This window comes from Paenibacillus senegalensis JC66, assembly GCF_000285515.1.
Taxonomy (GTDB): Bacteria; Bacillota; Bacilli; order Paenibacillales; family NBRC-103111; genus Paenibacillus_L; species Paenibacillus_L senegalensis.
The window spans coordinates 1291427-1307916 of record NZ_HE610957.1; the positions used below are offsets into that span (position 1 = coordinate 1291427).

A 16490-nucleotide genomic window follows, 5' to 3' on the forward strand; every position below is an offset into this window, starting at 1 on the left:
ATGTCTCAGACTCGCCATTATGCCAGGTGGCAGATTAAGCCGGAGGCTCCTCTGCTCTTCCAACCCGGTATGCGCGGTTACAGCATGTCATGAAGCAACATACCTGAACTATTCTAGCACAGATCGATACTGAAAGCAACTATACCGTCTTACGGTTAGCTTTACCCGGAAAAACCCATTTTTCTCCCGCAGCAGGAACAAAGCTCGGTACTAGCCCCGTAATTGGATGGGCGTGTTTTTTGCCGCGTCATTTCATAGAGCTGAAGCCGGGTCCAACCTACCAAGTGAGTATGGGTTCGATCCGGATAGATGCCTTTAGCGAGCTCATTTTCCACCTGCTGAATATGACTCTCTTCCTTCATATCGATAAAATCGGTAAGAATAATTCCTCCCAGATCTCTCAGCCGAATCAGCCGGGCAATATGCTGGGCCGCCTCCATATTCGTTAAAAAAGCGGTCGTTTCCAAATCGTCCTCAACGGTATACTTGCCTGAATTAACATCAATGACCGTTAAAGCCTCCGTCGGATCTATGATTAAATAACCGCCGCTCGGCAGCCATTGCTTTCTCCTGTACATCGTCTCCCGCTGCGCATGAAGGCCATAGCGCTGAAACAGCGGCTCTTCCCCTTGGTACGCCTTAACACGGTCAATAAGACCAGGAGCCACAACGGAAAGCTCTGTCCGAATCCGATCTAACAAAGAATGATCCTCCACCATCCACTCCGTCACTTCATCTGTAAACTGATCGCGAATGACTCGGGATAAAAAATCAAGATCATGGTACAAAAGACTGGGGGCTTTCATTTCCGCCGCCCGGCCAAGGAGGTCATCCCACACTCTTTTGAGCCAAATAAAATCGTTTTTCAGCACGTCTTCTGCCATTCCGGCGGCAACCGTTCGCATGATCAGCCCGTCTTCTTCTTGCCGGACCGCTTCACCGATAGCCGTCAGGCGGTTTCGTTCCTCTTCATCCTCAATCTTCCGCGATACGGCCACATACCCGGCATTGGGCAAAAACACGGTCCAGCGTCCAGGAAGCGTAATATGGGTGGTGACCTTGGCTCCCTTTGTTCCTGTTGCCTCCTTTTTCATTTGTACAATGACCGTTTGTCCTTCCCGCAGCAGGCTTTGGATAGGAGGCTTAGCCATTTGCTGCTTATCCAGATGAGCAGGCAACACATCGTCCAAATACAAATACGCATTTTTCTCAAGCCCTATATCAACGAAGGCAGCCTGCAGTCCAGGCACCACATTCACAACTCGGCCTTTATACAGATTGCCGGCTTTTTGTGATTCATCGGGTATTTCCGTAAACCATTCCACAAGATGGCCGGCCTCCACAATAGCAACCTCATGTCTGCCGCTGCGGCACTGCATAAACACTTGTTTCAAACGGACACCTTCTTGAGCCGCGTCCGACATCCTATCATACAATGTCCATTCATCCCCCATTGTCGTGTTTGAGCCAATCCAACAGTGTTCTATTAAACAAGCTCTGTCCTTATTTTACACAATGAGATCAGATACCGCACCGTTCGTTTTATGGCCGTTGAAAAAATAATCAATCAACCTTTGCTCCGGAAGAATGTACTGGACCTTCCCCTGATCGCTTACGACATAAATCCAATGGTATTTTTCCCTGTGAAACATCTTCAGCACCTCCGCTATTCTGTGGCGTCGAGAAACGAGCAGCGGCTCTCCCTTGTCTAACTGTTGTTCACCCTGAGCAGCTGCAAAGCGGGCACGCCTGCTCATGAGGAAGCGCAAATAGTAAAAGGGCAGGTGACGGTAATGATACCAATTGGAGTAAAGCAGGAACGCCCCGATCAGCAGCAGATTAAGCTGAATGCCTGTCCCGTACCATGGGAACAACGCGGCGGCTATCAATAGTGCGCTCATCCACAAGCTAACCTGAGTCGTTACGGCCAACGTACGATGATAGCTGACTCCGCAGCTCAAAAACGACTGCAGCAGCTTGCCTCCATCCAAAGGAAGAATCGGCAGCAAATTAAAGGCCCCGACCAATAGATTAGCTTGCAAAAAATAATTCCACCACTCCTCTTCCCCCCAGCCCACCGCAAGCATGAGCAAAGAAAGCAGGACCATCCAAGCGTTTTGCAGCGGGCCGGCCAGCGTCACCCAGATTTCCTGATAAACGGGTACGTTCCCCGCTTCTTCTACGACGGCCACTCCGCCAATTGGCAGCAAGCGAACCTCCGTCACCCTCCAACCAAAGGTTTTCGCAGCATAGACATGCCCCATTTCATGAATCAGCACGATTCCAAAAAGCGTAATTAATTCAAGCAGATATCCGGTCAGAAGGGAAAGCACCATAAGAATGACGAACAAAGGGTGAAAGCGATAGACCGTGCCGGACAGTTTAATCAAAGGCGACCACTTCCGCCGGGTCTAGCACATCATCCTCGGTTTTCACAGCAAAGTACAGCGTATTCGCCCATTTAGCTGACATAGGCTGGGTATGGCCTATAATTTCACCGCTCTCAATCCAATCGTTAGCCTGCCACCGGTTTTCCTTTAAATACCCATACACCGAAGACAAGCCCCCGGCATGCTCGATCACGAGAGTATATCCTGTCTCCTCCAAATATCCCGAGAACGTCACTCTCCCCGATGCCATACTGAGTACGGGAGCATCTTCACTGGTCTTCACCTCCAGCCAAGGGCTGTTCACACTGAAGGCCTTAACAACATCCCCTCTAACCGGAACGGCAAAATGGCCGATCCCTGCGGAATGCACCTTCTCGGTTTCCTGTCCTTTTTTGCCACGGAACGCAGGAAGAAAAGCTGGCGACCCGCCGAACTTCGATTCATACCAAGCAGCTACCGGTGCGAAATTGATCTCCTCGGTTAAAGCTCGCTCCACCCATAGACGCACCGGATCGGCGGCAGGGTGGTTAAGCTGAAATACGCCCAGCAGCATAAGAAAAGCTGCCCCACTCAACAAGCAGCGGAGAATAAACCGTCTGAGGATGGGGGACGGGGGACGCTCATTCTCAAATGGGTCCAGAGAAGCGGAGGCTAAAGGGGGATAGGAGCTCCCGGGCCCGCTGCTTGCTGCAAACAACTGCTTTTCTTTGAGCCTCCAGACAAATTCAGGATCCTGCATCTTCTCCTCCCATTTCCCTGACTGATTGTCCAGCTGTTCCATTTCTTGATCTTGATTAGCCGCAAGTCTATGGATTTCGGGCCCGGGATTCCGATGTTCAGCTGAAATGACCGTCCCCGTGCTGTACCGTTGAAGAGTGCGGATTCGCTCCTGTCTTCGCTGGCGAATATTGGCTTTTACGTTCAACATCGATCCCTCCCGGTAAGGCTTGTATAAATAAACTTATACTTCAATCCTATGTCGGGGTGGACGGGTTTATGAACTTGTTCGCTAACCCAAGACAACCTGCTATCCCACAAGAAAAAAGCCAATCCGCTTGCCGTGGATTGGCTTAGACTTGAGACCTATGTGGAAGAAATGTTTACCCGGTATTTACCCAAGCGCAGGCAGCTCCTCCTCTTCTTCCTCCTCCTGATGAAGGCGGACACTCATAACAATAGCAATAGATATCATATTAATGAGCAGCGATGTTCCGCCATAACTGATGAACGGCAGGGTAATGCCTGTTACAGGCAGCAGCCCGAACCACATGCCGATGTTCTGGAAGATTTGGAACACGTACATGGAAACAATCCCTATGACGATATAGGCTCCCCTTAAATCCTCCGATTGCAGAGCGATCAAGATCATGCGGTACAGGAAGGTAAACAGCAGCATGAGCAGTGTCGCTCCGCCGACAAAACCAAATTCCTCGGCCACGACCGCAAAAATGGTGTCGGTGTAGGCAACAGGCACCAGGTTGTTATGAATCGAGTCCCCCTGCAAATATCCGTCTCCCAGCAATCGGCCTGAGCCGATCGCTATTTTGGCGCGATTGAGGTGAAAGCTCTTGTCATCATCAACTTCCTCCGGATACAAGAACGTATCAATCCGCTGTACCCAGTGACCTTTATTCTGAGCTTTCAAATAATCCTCAATCTCTTCATGATATTGCTTGTAAAAGAACAAGGAAACACTGGCAACCACTGTGACGATAGTTAGTCCAATCAGCACGTGGGAGAGGCGGATATTGCCGATCCATAGCATTCCCAGCATGATAACCAGATAAATCACTGCATTTCCCAAGTCCGGCTGCATCAGCACTAGAACAAATGGAACGAATACCAGAATGCTTATCGGAAAAACGTCCTGCACCAGCCTGAGAGGCTCCCCATTCCGCTGCTTCAAATACCAGGCAATAATTAGAATGAGGGCGAACTTCATCACTTCCGCCGGTTGGAAGTTGAAAAAGGGAAGCTGATACCAGCCAACAGCGCCCTCCAGTTTTACCCCCCACTTGAACAAGCCCAGCAAAAGGAGTATTCCCACTCCATATATATACCAGGACAGCTTCATGACTTTACGGTAGTCAACGAATGAGATCAGAAAAAAGAGAGCGAGTCCCAGAATATAAAATTGGATATTGCGGATATGCAAATTAAGATTTGTGTATTTGGGGACACTTACCGTGGCACTGTAAATTAAGAGGGTGCTGATGCCCATGAAAATCAGAAGAAGCAGGACGATCGACCAATCGAATCTTTTTAGTTTGTTCAGCACGGCCGATTATCCCACTCCGAAAAATTGCTTCATTTTTTTGAAAAAGCTCGGCTTTTCCTCTAGAGCCATTAAAGGCACAGTATCCCCCATTATACGACGAGCGATATTCCGATAGGCCAATGCTGCCCGGGAAGCGGGATTCATAACCGTAGGCTCTCCGCTGTTCGCCGCCTTAATAACCAGCTCATCATCCGGCACGACGCCTAGCAGATCGATGGCAAGAACCGAGCAAATCTCATCAATATCGAGCATCTCGCCTTTTTTGATCATACTGGCTTTGATCCGGTTAATGACCAGCTTAGGTGATTCAATCTGCTGCTCCTTCTCCAGGAGTCCTATAATACGATCAGCATCTCTCACGGCTGCATTCTCAGGGGTCGTTACAACGATCGCTTTATCCGCACCGGCTACGGCGTTTTTGAAGCCCTGCTCGATCCCTGCGGGGCAGTCAATTATGACAAACTCGAATTCTTTCTTCAATTCCAGAACAATGTTCCGGATAGTATCCGGCGTAACCGCATCCTTATCTTTGGTTTGCGCGGCTGGCAGCAAATGCAGGTCTTCAAACCTTTTATCTTTGATCAAGGCTTGATTAAGCCGGCAGCGGCCGTGTGCGACGTCAACCAAATCATATACAATACGGTTCTCCAGCCCCATAACAACATCGAGGTTGCGGAGTCCTATGTCGGTATCGACCATGCAAACCTTTTTGCCCTGCAGGGCAAGGGCTGTTCCCAAATTAGCGGAAGTCGTCGTTTTGCCCACTCCACCTTTACCCGAAGTGATAACGATTGCTTCTCCCATGATCTCACTCCATTTCCTCCACCTTAATCTTTGCCCAGATCAGGGCGAATGCGCTGGATCTGATGAATTTTGTCAATTTCCATCATTCCGTTTTTTATGTAAGCAAATTCCATAAAGGCTTCATCAATTCCCCACTCATCTGGAGGACGGCTGTATACACCGGCAATTCTTAGCTGGGTCGGTCTCATATGAGAGGCGGCAATGACCGATTGTTCATTGCCGTCACTGCCAGCATGAGCCATCCCGCGCAAAGACCCCATAATATAAATATCGCCTGTGCAGAGAACCGATCCGCCGGGATTAATATCTCCCAGCAGCAGCAGGTCGCCCTCATGCCTGACAGTCTGTCCGGAACGCACCATTCCGGTTAAAATTTTAATACCATCTGGCAAAGCTGGCAAGGGCAGCATGGGCTCTGCCGCTTCAGATTCAAATGCATGAATCTTTAAATTGCCGCGCTTCATAATCAGTTCAGAGATCTGGTCCTTCTCGGCCTGATTCAGCCTACGGGTCCCCAGCTTAATTGTGACTCCAACAACAGGACCGGACAAAATCCGCTGGTGGGTTTTTTCCAACTTGTGCTGCAATTCCTGCAATACATCCGTAAGTCGGCATGTATCATCCAGGATGAACACCAGGCCGTCCTTTACTCCTTTTATCGTCACATGATGCTTAACAACGGACATGTCCCTATATCCCTCCTGCTCATACATTTCGGCTTGTTCGTCCGTTTTTCCTGCCCTTAAGGCAAATTATTCCTTGGACGACTTCTCCATTTTGCGAAGCTTATCCAGCAGCCTCCGCATAGGAACATATAGAATGAGGGCAAACAAAGCATTCATGAACAGGCTGGGAAGCATTAAATGAAGAAAAGCCCAATGCATATCGAGCGGCCGGACCTGGGTGACTTGATAAATACCGTAGAGGATCCATTCGAACAGCAGGTTCCCTGCGGCAATCAGAAACAAGGAGATAAACAAACCGATTCCGTAGCGAAATTTCGGGACACCGCATAAATAGCTGACTATCCCCATACCTAGACAGTAAGGTCCGATCATTGGACCGTAGTACACAATATCATGAAGCAGGCCAAAGCAGAGACCATATAGGAGTCCGATTCTTCTGCTGTCATATATACTTATAAGCATAATAGCCACTAGGGTTAGATGCGGGCTGATCATGACCTGCTCCTGCCAGGACAGCGGCAGCAGCCATTTAATCACAGAGCCTTCCAGCACAAACAACAGCAACAAGAGCAGTGTTAATCCGTTTCTTCCCAGCATTAATTTATCTCCGTATCCTGGGCGTCAGGCACTTCCACTACGAGCAGTTCACTAAGATGGCGGAATGTGGCCACAGGCTTTACCTGAGCAACGTAGTTAATGCCAAAATCGCCATCCTCCTTGGCCACAACCGTGCCGATTTCAATGCCCTTGGGAAATACCAACCCCATGCCTGAGGTTATAATCGTATCCCCGACTTCAAGCTCATCCGTTTGTTCGATATTCGTCATAATCAGGTTTTGCGTAGCCGGATCGTAGCTTTGAATAATGCCGAACGACCTTTCTTTCCCTTTAACTGTAGCTGAGATCGCCTTTGATTCGTTATTCGTCGCATCCAATTCGGTTAACAGCTGAACACTGGCGGACAGCTCAGACACGGTATCTACGCGGCCAACGAGGCCTTCTACTGAAATCACCGCCATGTTCTCTTTAATTCCGTCACGGGAGCCAAGGTTAATGTTGATCCGCCCGTTATAAGGATCCGGGCTGATAGAAAGCACCTGGGCGACATGATACTTGTAATTATCCAGGCTTTTCTGTCTTTCCGTAAATTCGAGCAGCTCCTTCAAATTTTTATTCTCGGATTCAAGCTTGTTTAATTTCATTGTGTCCTTGGCGTAATTAGAAAGAGTCGCCTTCAACACCCTGTTTTCCTCATATAAGTCTCTCAAATCCCGAATATCCTTAAAGAAACCCGCTATCGATTGAGCGGGTCTGTAGAAAAGCCCCTGGGTCCAGGCGACGGTGTCCTTAATCATTTTCTCCGGCGTGGTCATTCCCGTTCTCATCATGGTAAGCCCCATCAAAGCTACGAAAACAATTAAGGAAATCAAAAGCACGACAATTTTCTTGTTTCCCAGCAATTTAAACAAAACGGTTCCACCTTCTGCTTTATCGTTTTACCTCCTAGCTCTTCCCCCGGCCGTTGCCTTGGACTTGAACAGATGAATATTATCGAGCGCTCTGCCCGTACCGATAGCTACACAATCCAGCGGATTCTCAGCAACCATAACAGGCATTCCCGTTTCTCTTGACAAAAGCTTGTCCAGATTGCGCAGCAATCCGCCGCCGCCGGTTAGTACAATGCCTCTATCCATAATATCGGCTGCCAGCTCGGGAGGACATTTTTCAAGTGTAATTTTAACTGCATCCACGATGCTGGTCACCGTATCCGAGAGTGCTTCCGCAATTTCATCGGAGGTGACGGTCATCGTCTTAGGCAGCCCGCTGACCAGATCGCGTCCGCGGATCTCGATAGTCTCCACTTTTTCCATAGGCATAGCTGATCCGACTTCAATTTTCATCGTTTCAGAAGTTCGTTCACCAATCATTAGATTGTACATTTTCTTAATATATTGGGTAATCGCTTCATCCATTTCATCTCCGGCAATCCGGATCGAGCGGCTGGTTACAATCCCGCCCAAAGAAATGACCGCAACTTCCGTCGTCCCGCCGCCAATATCAACTACCATACTGCCGGTGGGCTCCCATACCGGAAGATCGGCCCCGATAGCCGCGGCGAAAGGCTCCTCAATCGTAAATGCTTCCCGCGCTCCGGCCTGCTTGGTTGCGTCCTCCACTGCTCTTTTCTCCACTGCGGTAATTCCCGAGGGAACGCAAACCATTACGCTTGGATGACGCTGAAACAAGCTTTTTTGTTTTTGTGCTTGGCGGATAAAATATTTAATCATCGTAGCTGTAGTTTCAAAGTCGGCAATGACGCCGTCTTTCATAGGACGTACGGCTCGAATATTTCCTGGTGTGCGTCCGATCATTTTTTTCGCATTTTCACCGACTGCTTCAATTGTTTTTGTATCCACACGCAGAGCTACCACCGAGGGCTCTCTGACGACAATTCCTTTGCCTTTGACATACACAAGGGTATTGGCAGTGCCCAGATCGATACCCAAGTCTTTTGAAAATCCACCAAACATAGTTAGTACTCCCTTCTAGCGATTCAACTGCATTTATTCATTATATTACATATGGCCTTTTTCCTTCAAACTGCAATACTTATTGTCTCCAATTATGATATGATCAAGCACTTCTATGCCGACAATCCTTCCCGCATCAGCCAATCGGGCTGTAACCTCAATGTCTTCCGGGCTTGGCGAGGGATCTCCGCTCGGGTGATTATGAACACAGATAATCGATGCGCTGCTGCGCCGAATTGCTGCATGAAACACTTCCCGCGGATGGACAATCGAGGCGTTCAAGCTTCCGATGGATAGAGTTTCTCTGGCCAGCACATGATTCTTCGTATTCAGAAACAAACAGACGAAGTGCTCTTTCTGCAAATATCTCATTTCTTCGCTTAAAAGGGAAAACACATCCCGGGGACTACGAATCTGCACCTTCGCTTCTTGCGATGAGGCGGCCAATCGTCTTCCAAGCTCAATACCTGCTTTGACCTGCAACGCTTTTGCTAAGCCAATTCCTTTCAGTTGTGTTAACTGTTCCACACTCATGCCTACAAGTCCGTGTAAGGAGCCTGCTTCACTGAGTAATCGTTGAGCCAGCGTAACGGCCGACTCTTGATATGAACCCGTCCTGAGCAGGATCGCCAACAGTTCCGAATTGCTTAACACCTGCGCCCCAAATCGCTGCATACGCTCTCTTGGTCTGTCCTCTTGGGGAATCTCATGCAATGAAAGATAAGATTCCATGTGTCCTCCTTTTTACTGCTATAGCTATACTTCAATTCCGTAGGATGCCAGCATATCTGCCAGCAGGCTCAGCGGCAAACCGACCACATTAAAATAACAGCCTTCAATCGAGTCAATAAAGGCCGCTCCCAATCCTTGAATGGCATAGGCGCCCGCCTTATCGTCCGGCTCGCCGGTTTCTATGTAACGCTCTATGCGGGCATCGTCCAAAGGCTTCATGTTAACAGACGTAACCCGATGACGGACCGATAGACTGCCTGTAATTTGCTGCAGGCAGGCAACGCCGGTATACACTTCGTGACGATTGCCGGCAAGCAGCTTCAGCATATGGAACGCATCTTCGCGGTCCAAGGGCTTGCCGAGCACTTGTCCCTCACAGACCACCAAAGTGTCGGACCCGATAATCACCTGGTCCACCTTTCCCAGCTTGTCCGAGACGGACCGTGCTTTTCTTGCTGCAAGTGCCTCCACTATTGTGCCAGGTTCCCAGCCGGGGTCATAGGTTTCATCAGCCCCGCTAACCTTTATTTCAAACGGAACCTGCAGAAGCTTCAGCAGTTCCTGTCTGCGGGGGGATGAAGACGCTAATACAATCCGCGGAGATTCTAATGAGTTCAAGGCATTCATCCTCCGTGACGTTATCCGTAGTATTGATTACAATTTGCGGTGTATCCAGATGGCTGCGATGATGGCCACTAAGCTAATCAGATTTAGTTTGATCTCGATTGAGAAATCATATTTAACAACCTGAAGATCGGCTTTCGGCTGCCAGATGATGTCCGCTGACCGGGTTAAAAAGTGGAGTGCTTGCACTTGAGCCAACAGTTGAGTCATAATTGCGCCAAAAATAATGCCTATGAGCACAAATAAAATTAATGTAACGGTATTTTTTTCATCCGTTGGTTACCTCTGCATTTTGCATAAATCCCAGTTGAGCTATTTATACAAACAAGATATAAGCCAAAGCGGCTCTGCACTTTCCTTATCTTGTTACTGCGTGCAAATGAATTCGAATTATGCAAAATGCTTGCTCTGTTGTCAATTGCAAAACCGATTCCTCACTATAAAATTATGAGGAACAGCCGGCAGCTTTGTGGGTATGGCAGCTGCGCAGTTGAGGGGATTTTGCCTACCTATTACTGTAACATCTTTAATAGAAAATAACCAGATTTACCTGTTCTCTTCTCCAACATGGAAAGCGGCTGTTTCTACTCGCTAACGTTTCGGCAACCCCTCTATTTTCAAGCAAAAAAGGAAGCCTGCCGCGGCTTCCTTCGCTTAAATCCGTTTGTTTCTTATTTTTTCTTAATCCGACTCCATTTCATAAGAAGGAAATCCAATTTATGAAATAGATTCGTTCATCCCAATACTCAACTCGCCTCGATCATTTGCAGCAGCTCCTTCTCTGCAAGCACGAATTGCAGCAGGCTCGTTTGCGCCTGCCACAGCATCGCTGCCGAAGGATTGCGCCGGTATTCGTCAATGGATTGCTTTGCTGTATTCATCGCCGTGTCGAGCTTTTGCAAAATCGGCTTGATTTCATCCGGCGCTTCGCTATTGACTGCTGCCGCGCTGGCAGTCCAGGCCTCATGCTTTTCCTTCAAGGTTTGCAGGCTCGCTTCTTCCATTGGCGTTAATGCGGTTCCTTCCAGATGCACGGCCGTCATCCCGCTAATGATTTGCACCAGCTGATCCGACTGTGCCAGATAGGTCAGCAGCGTTTCCGTATTCCCTTCCCAGCGAATGGAGGGAACGGCCGGCAGGGTATAAGTTTTCACATAAATTTCCACCTGCTGGTTTTGCAGCGGCAAGCTGAGGCTGGCAGCTGCAGTCCGGTCTGCGGCAATTCCTGCATAAACATAATGTTTATCAAGGTCCTCCCGAACGCCGGCAAGCCCCTTGTCCAGCAGTTCCTTTACAGCAGTTTCCGCTCCTTCAGCCTGAGAAAACCCGCCATTCTGCAGAATCGTATAGGTTTTGGCCGGAATTTGCACCTGCACCCCGTCTCCGGCAGCTGCCGGTGCGGCTCCCGGATTCGCCGTGTCTCCCTGATCAGAGCCGCCTTCAACAGGTGTGCCTACTGGCATGCTGCCTTCCGTTACCCGCTGGTCAGAGGCCGGTGGCAGCTGGTCACTGTTGAACAGGGAAAGCACCAGCAAGCCCAGCAGCACGCCGGTTGCAACCGCACCCGCCACAGCGGCTCCTACTTTTAGCCATGGTGTCTTGGAGTATCTGACATAGCGGGCTGAACCATCGACTACTGGCTGGCGGTTCCCGCTCGAGTAGGAGGCCGCCTTATAACCGTTATAATCCTCCGCCGCTGCCCTTTCCATTCTCGGAGGAGGAGGGGGATCATGAGAGTAACCAGGAGAATAGTCATATTCATAATCCCGCTCATCCATCTCGTAGCTAGCCGCATTCAAACGCTCCTGCTCAGCTTCCAGATTGGAGGAAGCAAACGAAGCGGCAGTCGCTTTGGCCGGAGGCTGTTGGTGGGGCTGTTGATGCTGCTGCTTATGGGAGCGGGTCCCGGCACTCTCTCTAATCAGCTTCTCAATTTTTTCCGTCTCCTCATCGAACGGGCTTTTCCATTCCCCGTAATGAGTCGTAAACTGATTCAGCTCCGGTCCAGAGTCCATAACTTTATACTCTTCCTTTTGAAGAGGGATGATTTCAGGCTGCTGGCCCGAAGGTTTATTCGCAGGATCGCGGCCGTTGTCAAAACGGTACGTCAGTCTCGCTTTGCTCATTGGATTTCTCCCCTTGTCCCGTTAATACTGCTAGTCTATGACAAGCCTCGGGCAAATATGAGAGAGTTCCATGAGAAAAACATCAAACAAGCTGCAGGTCAAGAAGGTCATTCTACCTGCAGCTTGTTGGCTCTCGAAATGATTGAATTGTAGATTCTGCTTTTTAATCAGCAGTAAGGCTTGATTACCAGCCCTTCTCGTTTTGTGCTTGGCCTCCCAGCCTTGCCCGCACATCGGAGATCAGATACAGGGTGCCGGTGACCAGGGCGAGCTGTCCGGGACCCGTCATCTGCTGAAGAGCTTCCATCGCCTTGCGCCAATCTCTTTCTACGCGGATTTCAACCTCGCTTCCCAGCTCACGGACTATCTCCTGCGCGGTATATGCCAGATCGGCTGCAGCATATTTTTTGTGAAAATCCGGCTCCGTAATAATAAGCGTATGCGCCAAGGGCACCAGCTGGCGCAAGTAAGCCTCATGCTCTTTGCCGGAGATCATCCCCAGCATAATATGCAGCCTGTCATAGCTGTACAGCGTTGTTAGCGCATTGGCCAGCGATGCCGCGCCTTCCGGGTTATGCGCGCCGTCCAGAAGAAGCTGAGGCTGCTCTCCAGCCAGCTCCAGCCGCCCGGGCCAGAAAGTATCCTTCAAGGCAGAATAGAGGTCTTCTTCCTCAATAATCAGCGCCTGGTACTGTCTGAGCACTTCGATGGCCATTAAGGCCGCCGAGGCATTTTTAAACTGGTGATGCCCGTTCAACGATATTTGCAGCTCCTTCATCCGGCGGAACGGGCTTTCAAACGTGAAGATATGCCGATGAAGCTCAGCCGAAATCGGCTCATATGAAAACTCTTGTCCCAGCCGATAGAGGGAGGAATGATGCTTGGCGCTGATTCTCTCAATCACCGCCAGCGCCTCAGGCTGCTCCACGGTAGTCACGACAGGGACCCCAGGTTTAATAATGCCTGCCTTCTCCGCAGCAATTTCCTCCAGCGTCTCGCCGAGAAACTCTTTATGGTCGTGGCCAATATTCGTAATGATGGAAATAACCGGCAGGACGACATTCGTGGAATCAAGCCGTCCTCCCATTCCTACCTCCCAAACAACATAGTCAGGGAAGACGACCTTAGCAAAATAGAGTATCGCGATTGTCGTCGTCACCTCAAACATGGTAGGATGTCCGAGCTCGGTGCGAGCCAGCTCCTCGGCCAGCGGTTTGATTTCATTGGCCAGTGCAAGCAGCTGCTCTTCTTCAATATCCTTGCCGTTATAGCGCAATCGGTCGGTGAATTTAGTCATATACGGTGATGTGAAGGTGCCCACATCATAGCCGTTGCGGAGCAAAACGTTTGTAAGAAAAGCGCAGGTTGAGCCTTTGCCGTTAGTTCCAGCCACATGGATAAATTTCAACCTACGCTCAGGATGACCCAGCTTCTTCATAAGCCATTCCATCCGCTTAAGGCCCGGACGCATTCCTTTCTCCGCAACCAGGCCTGTGACCCAGTTTACTGCTTCGGTATAGCTTTCAAAACCGTTCGTCGACTCGATGGATTGTTTCATTATGCTCTCCATCCCCTTCAGCAGGTTTATACATTTTTAAGCTCTTCCAGGCGGGCAATCACTTTATCCCGCTTATCCGCGTAATCAGCAAGCTTTGCTTTCTCTTCCTCCACAACCTTCTCCGGTGCTTTTGCTACGAATCCCGGATTGTTCAATTTCTTTTCTATACGCGCTACTTCGCCGTGCAGCGTCTGCAGCTCCTTCTCAAGCCGCGCCAGCTCCTGGGTAATATCAATCAGCCCTGCAAGCGGCAGGAAAATTTCCGCACCTGTCACAAGCGCGGTCATCGCTTTGTCCGGAGAGGCCATGGCGGTATCCACTTGCAGCAAGGATGTATTACAGAAGCGTTTAATATACTCTTCATTGCGCTGCAGGATCTCAGCCGCCTCTTCGTTAGCCGGCTTGATAAGCAGCTCGATTTTTTTGCTCATTGGCACGTTCACTTCCGCCCGGATGTTGCGCACGGAACGAATAATGCCCATCAGCAGCTCCATCTCCTTGACAGCCGCCCCCCCTTCCCATTTGGGCTCGACTTTTGGCCATGGAGCCAAGGTTATGGTCTCCCCTTGATGCGGAAGATGCTGCCAGATTTCCTCAGTCAGGAAAGGCATGAACGGATGCAGCAGACGCATAGTTTGATCCAGCACATAGGCAAGCACCGAACGCGTGCTGCTTTTCGCCGCTTCGTCTTCGCCATACAAAGACAGCTTGCTGAACTCAATGTACCAGTCGCACAAATCGTCCCAGATGAAATTGTAAAGCGTACGCCCGGTTTCACCGAACTCGTACTGGTCCAGCAAGCGGGTCACATCGCGAATTGTCTCATTAAGCCGCTGCAGAATCCATTGGTCAGCCGTGCCGAGCTCTCCGCTCAAATCAATATCTTCTGCCCTGAAGCCCTCCATATTCATTAAGGCGAAACGGGAGGCATTCCAGATTTTGTTGGCAAAGTTCCGCGCCTGCTCTACTCTCTCCCAATGGAAGCGGAGATCCTGTCCCGGTGTGCTTCCTGTAGAAAGCATGTACCGCATAGCATCGGTTCCATATTTCTCTATAACATCCAATGGGTCGACGCCATTGTCCAGCGACTTGGACATTTTGCGGCCCTCGGCATCCCGGACAAGTCCGTGCATCAGCACATCTTTAAACGGGGCTTCCCCGGTAAACTCCAGGGCTGTAAAAATCATTCTCGCCACCCAGAAGTAAATAATGTCGTATCCGGTTACCAGCACATTGGTGGGGTAATATCGCGCCATATCCTCACTGCTCTCCGGCCATCCCAATGTGGAGAAAGGCCACAGCGCCGAGCTGAACCACGTATCCAGCACATCCTCATCCTGCTTGAGGGCAGAGCTTCCGCAGGCAGAGCATTGGCTTGCTGCCTGATGAGCAACATGAACCTCGCCGCAATCCTGACAGTGCCAGGCAGGAATCCGGTGGCCCCACCACAATTGCCGGGAAATGCACCAGTCGCGGACATTCTCGATCCAGTTCAAATAAGTTTTCTCGAAGCGCTCGGGGACGAAGTGTACGCCTTTCCCTGTTTTCTGCGCTGCAATCGCCTGATCGGCGAGCGGCTTCATTTTGACAAACCATTGCGTGGACAAATACGGCTCTACAACCGCGCCGCTGCGCTCGCTGTGACCGACCTGATGAATATGCTCCTCAATCTTGAGCAGCACTCCGCTGGCCTTCAGATCAGCCACGATCTGCTTGCGGCAGGCAAAGCGGTCCATTCCCTTGTACGGCCCGGCTTGCTCGTTCATTGTTCCGGATTCATCCATCACAAGAATTTGCGGCAGCTGGTGCCGCTGGCCTACTTCAAAATCGTTAGGGTCATGCGCTGGTGTAATTTTTACCGCACCGCTGCCGAACTCCTTCTCGACATAAGCATCGGCAATAACCGGAATTTCCCGGCCGATGATCGGCAGAATCAAGGTTTTGCCAATCATGTCGCGGTAACGCTCATCGTCAGGATGGACAGCTACAGCCGTATCGCCAAGCATAGTTTCAGGTCTTGTCGTGGCAACCGTTATGGATCCGCTGCCGTCTTTTAACGGATACTGCAAATGATACAGGCTGCCTTTGACTTCCTTATATTCCACTTCAATATCGGACAAAGCCGTCTTCGCAGCCGGGTCCCAATTGATAATATATTTGCCGCGGTAGATCAGGCCTTTTTCGTAGAGCTTGACGAAGACTTCTCGGACTGCTTTGGAAAGCCCTTCATCCAAAGTAAACCGCTCTCTAGAATAATCGAGAGATAATCCCATTTTTGCCCATTGGGAGCGAATTGTGTCTGCATAATGCTCCTTCCACTCCCACACTTTTTTCAAAAATTCCTCACGGCCCAAGTCATGGCGGAACTTGCCTTCTTCACGCAGCTTGCTCTCCACCCGGGTCTGGGTCGCAATCCCGGCATGATCTGTTCCCGGCAGCCAGAGGGCATCATAGCCCTGCATCCGCTTAGCGCGTATAATAATGTCCTGCAAAGTAAAATCAAGCGCATGCCCGATATGCAGCATTCCTGTCACATTCGGCGGGGGAATGACGATGGTGAACGGCTCGGCGTCCTTATGACGGCCCGCTTCAAAAAAACCGTGGTCCTTCCAGTAGTCATACCACTTTGTTTCACAGCTTTTCGGATCATAGGTCGTTGGCATCGTTGTTGTCGCAGGAGCGTTTGTTTGGCTCATTAATCTTTACCTCCTAAATGAAAGGAACTAGGTCTTCCGACCTGCAAAGCAAGGCAGGAATGACC

At 50.0% G+C, this 16490-nt stretch carries 15 protein-coding genes and 1 other annotated feature (1 of these 16 cut by a window edge); all 15 genes read right to left on the bottom strand.

Annotated elements, in window-relative coordinates; translation table 11 throughout:
• Nucleotides 1-89 (bottom strand) — a sequence feature (ribosomal protein L21 leader region) (it extends 3 nt beyond the left edge of the window).
• A 72-nt stretch (nucleotides 90-161) separates the two neighbouring features.
• The 15 genes from PSHG_RS06045 to PSHG_RS06115 all read right to left on the bottom strand — a co-directional run bounded on the left by PSHG_RS06045 (nucleotide 162) and on the right by PSHG_RS06115 (nucleotide 16425).
• Nucleotides 162-1385 (bottom strand): Rne/Rng family ribonuclease, encoded by a 1224-nt coding sequence (locus PSHG_RS06045; RefSeq protein WP_235782029.1) that lies wholly within the window; start codon nucleotides 1383-1385, stop codon nucleotides 162-164.
• Between the two features lie 123 nt (nucleotides 1386-1508).
• On the bottom strand, nucleotides 1509-2390 hold the full coding sequence (locus PSHG_RS06050) for a M50 family metallopeptidase (protein ID WP_010270842.1): 882 nt from the start codon (nucleotides 2388-2390) through the stop codon (nucleotides 1509-1511).
• Nucleotides 2383-3318 (bottom strand): M23 family metallopeptidase, encoded by a 936-nt coding sequence (locus tag PSHG_RS06055; RefSeq protein ID WP_010270844.1) that lies wholly within the window; start codon nucleotides 3316-3318, stop codon nucleotides 2383-2385. Before PSHG_RS06055 ends, PSHG_RS06050 begins: the two co-directional genes overlap by 8 nt.
• Before the next feature lie 183 nt (nucleotides 3319-3501).
• Entirely contained in the window at nucleotides 3502-4668 is a 1167-nt protein-coding gene (locus PSHG_RS06060; RefSeq protein ID WP_010270846.1) for an FtsW/RodA/SpoVE family cell cycle protein, read from the bottom strand.
• Nucleotides 4669-4674: 6 nt separating this feature from the next.
• Entirely contained in the window at nucleotides 4675-5472 is a 798-nt protein-coding gene (minD, locus tag PSHG_RS06065) for a septum site-determining protein MinD (protein ID WP_010270848.1), read from the bottom strand.
• Nucleotides 5473-5495: 23 nt separating this feature from the next.
• Complete coding sequence (gene minC, locus PSHG_RS06070) at nucleotides 5496-6158, bottom strand: septum site-determining protein MinC (RefSeq protein ID WP_010270851.1); 663 nt, start codon at nucleotides 6156-6158, stop codon at nucleotides 5496-5498.
• Between the two features lie 66 nt (nucleotides 6159-6224).
• Nucleotides 6225-6755, bottom strand: coding sequence for a rod shape-determining protein MreD (mreD, locus tag PSHG_RS06075; protein ID WP_010270855.1), 531 nt, complete (start codon nucleotides 6753-6755; stop codon nucleotides 6225-6227).
• Nucleotides 6755-7627 carry a rod shape-determining protein MreC gene (gene mreC, locus PSHG_RS06080; protein WP_010270858.1) on the bottom strand — a complete coding sequence of 291 codons (873 nt, stop codon included), beginning with the start codon at nucleotides 7625-7627 and terminating at the stop codon, nucleotides 6755-6757. The genes mreD and mreC overlap by 1 nt, the downstream gene beginning before the upstream one ends.
• A gap of 27 nt (nucleotides 7628-7654) precedes the next feature.
• Nucleotides 7655-8689 (bottom strand): rod shape-determining protein, encoded by a 1035-nt coding sequence (locus PSHG_RS06085; protein WP_010270859.1) that lies wholly within the window; start codon nucleotides 8687-8689, stop codon nucleotides 7655-7657.
• Between the two features lie 45 nt (nucleotides 8690-8734).
• Nucleotides 8735-9421: a RadC family protein gene (radC, locus tag PSHG_RS06090; RefSeq protein WP_010270861.1), complete on the bottom strand. Its 687-nt coding sequence runs from the start codon at nucleotides 9419-9421 to the stop codon at nucleotides 8735-8737.
• Nucleotides 9422-9445: 24 nt separating this feature from the next.
• Nucleotides 9446-10039: a Maf family protein gene (locus PSHG_RS06095; RefSeq protein ID WP_010270862.1), complete on the bottom strand. Its 594-nt coding sequence runs from the start codon at nucleotides 10037-10039 to the stop codon at nucleotides 9446-9448.
• A 36-nt stretch (nucleotides 10040-10075) separates the two neighbouring features.
• Nucleotides 10076-10255 carry a DUF4321 domain-containing protein gene (locus PSHG_RS06100; protein WP_081505090.1) on the bottom strand — a complete coding sequence of 60 codons (180 nt, stop codon included), beginning with the start codon at nucleotides 10253-10255 and terminating at the stop codon, nucleotides 10076-10078.
• Nucleotides 10256-10791: 536 nt separating this feature from the next.
• Entirely contained in the window at nucleotides 10792-12171 is a 1380-nt protein-coding gene (locus PSHG_RS06105) for a hypothetical protein (protein ID WP_010270865.1), read from the bottom strand.
• Nucleotides 12172-12355: 184 nt separating this feature from the next.
• Nucleotides 12356-13729, bottom strand: a complete 1374-nt coding sequence (locus tag PSHG_RS06110) for a bifunctional folylpolyglutamate synthase/dihydrofolate synthase (RefSeq protein WP_010270866.1) — start codon at nucleotides 13727-13729, stop codon at nucleotides 12356-12358.
• A 26-nt stretch (nucleotides 13730-13755) separates the two neighbouring features.
• The gene (locus PSHG_RS06115) at nucleotides 13756-16425 is read right to left on the bottom strand and encodes a valine--tRNA ligase (RefSeq protein WP_010270869.1); all 2670 of its coding nucleotides are present in this window, start codon (nucleotides 16423-16425) and stop codon (nucleotides 13756-13758) included.
• Nucleotides 16426-16490 lie beyond the last annotated feature (65 nt).

What these genes read in the sequence shown, in the direction of transcription:
- PSHG_RS06055 (WP_010270844.1), bottom strand. Translation starts at nt 3,318, where the DNA reads ATGTTGAACGTAAAAGCCAATATTCGCCAGCGAAGACAGGAGCGAATC.
- minD (WP_010270848.1), bottom strand. Translation starts at nt 5,472, where the DNA reads ATGGGAGAAGCAATCGTTATCACTTCGGGTAAAGGTGGAGTGGGCAAA.
- minC (WP_010270851.1), bottom strand. Translation starts at nt 6,158, where the DNA reads ATGTCCGTTGTTAAGCATCATGTGACGATAAAAGGAGTAAAGGACGGC.
- mreD (WP_010270855.1), bottom strand. Translation starts at nt 6,755, where the DNA reads ATGCTGGGAAGAAACGGATTAACACTGCTCTTGTTGCTGTTGTTTGTG.
- PSHG_RS06085 (WP_010270859.1), bottom strand. Translation starts at nt 8,689, where the DNA reads ATGTTTGGTGGATTTTCAAAAGACTTGGGTATCGATCTGGGCACTGCC.
- radC (WP_010270861.1), bottom strand. Translation starts at nt 9,421, where the DNA reads ATGGAATCTTATCTTTCATTGCATGAGATTCCCCAAGAGGACAGACCA.
- PSHG_RS06100 (WP_081505090.1), bottom strand. Translation starts at nt 10,255, where the DNA reads ATGACTCAACTGTTGGCTCAAGTGCAAGCACTCCACTTTTTAACCCGG.
- PSHG_RS06105 (WP_010270865.1), bottom strand. Translation starts at nt 12,171, where the DNA reads ATGAGCAAAGCGAGACTGACGTACCGTTTTGACAACGGCCGCGATCCT.
- PSHG_RS06110 (WP_010270866.1), bottom strand. Translation starts at nt 13,729, where the DNA reads ATGAAACAATCCATCGAGTCGACGAACGGTTTTGAAAGCTATACCGAA.
- PSHG_RS06115 (WP_010270869.1), bottom strand. Translation starts at nt 16,425, where the DNA reads ATGAGCCAAACAAACGCTCCTGCGACAACAACGATGCCAACGACCTAT.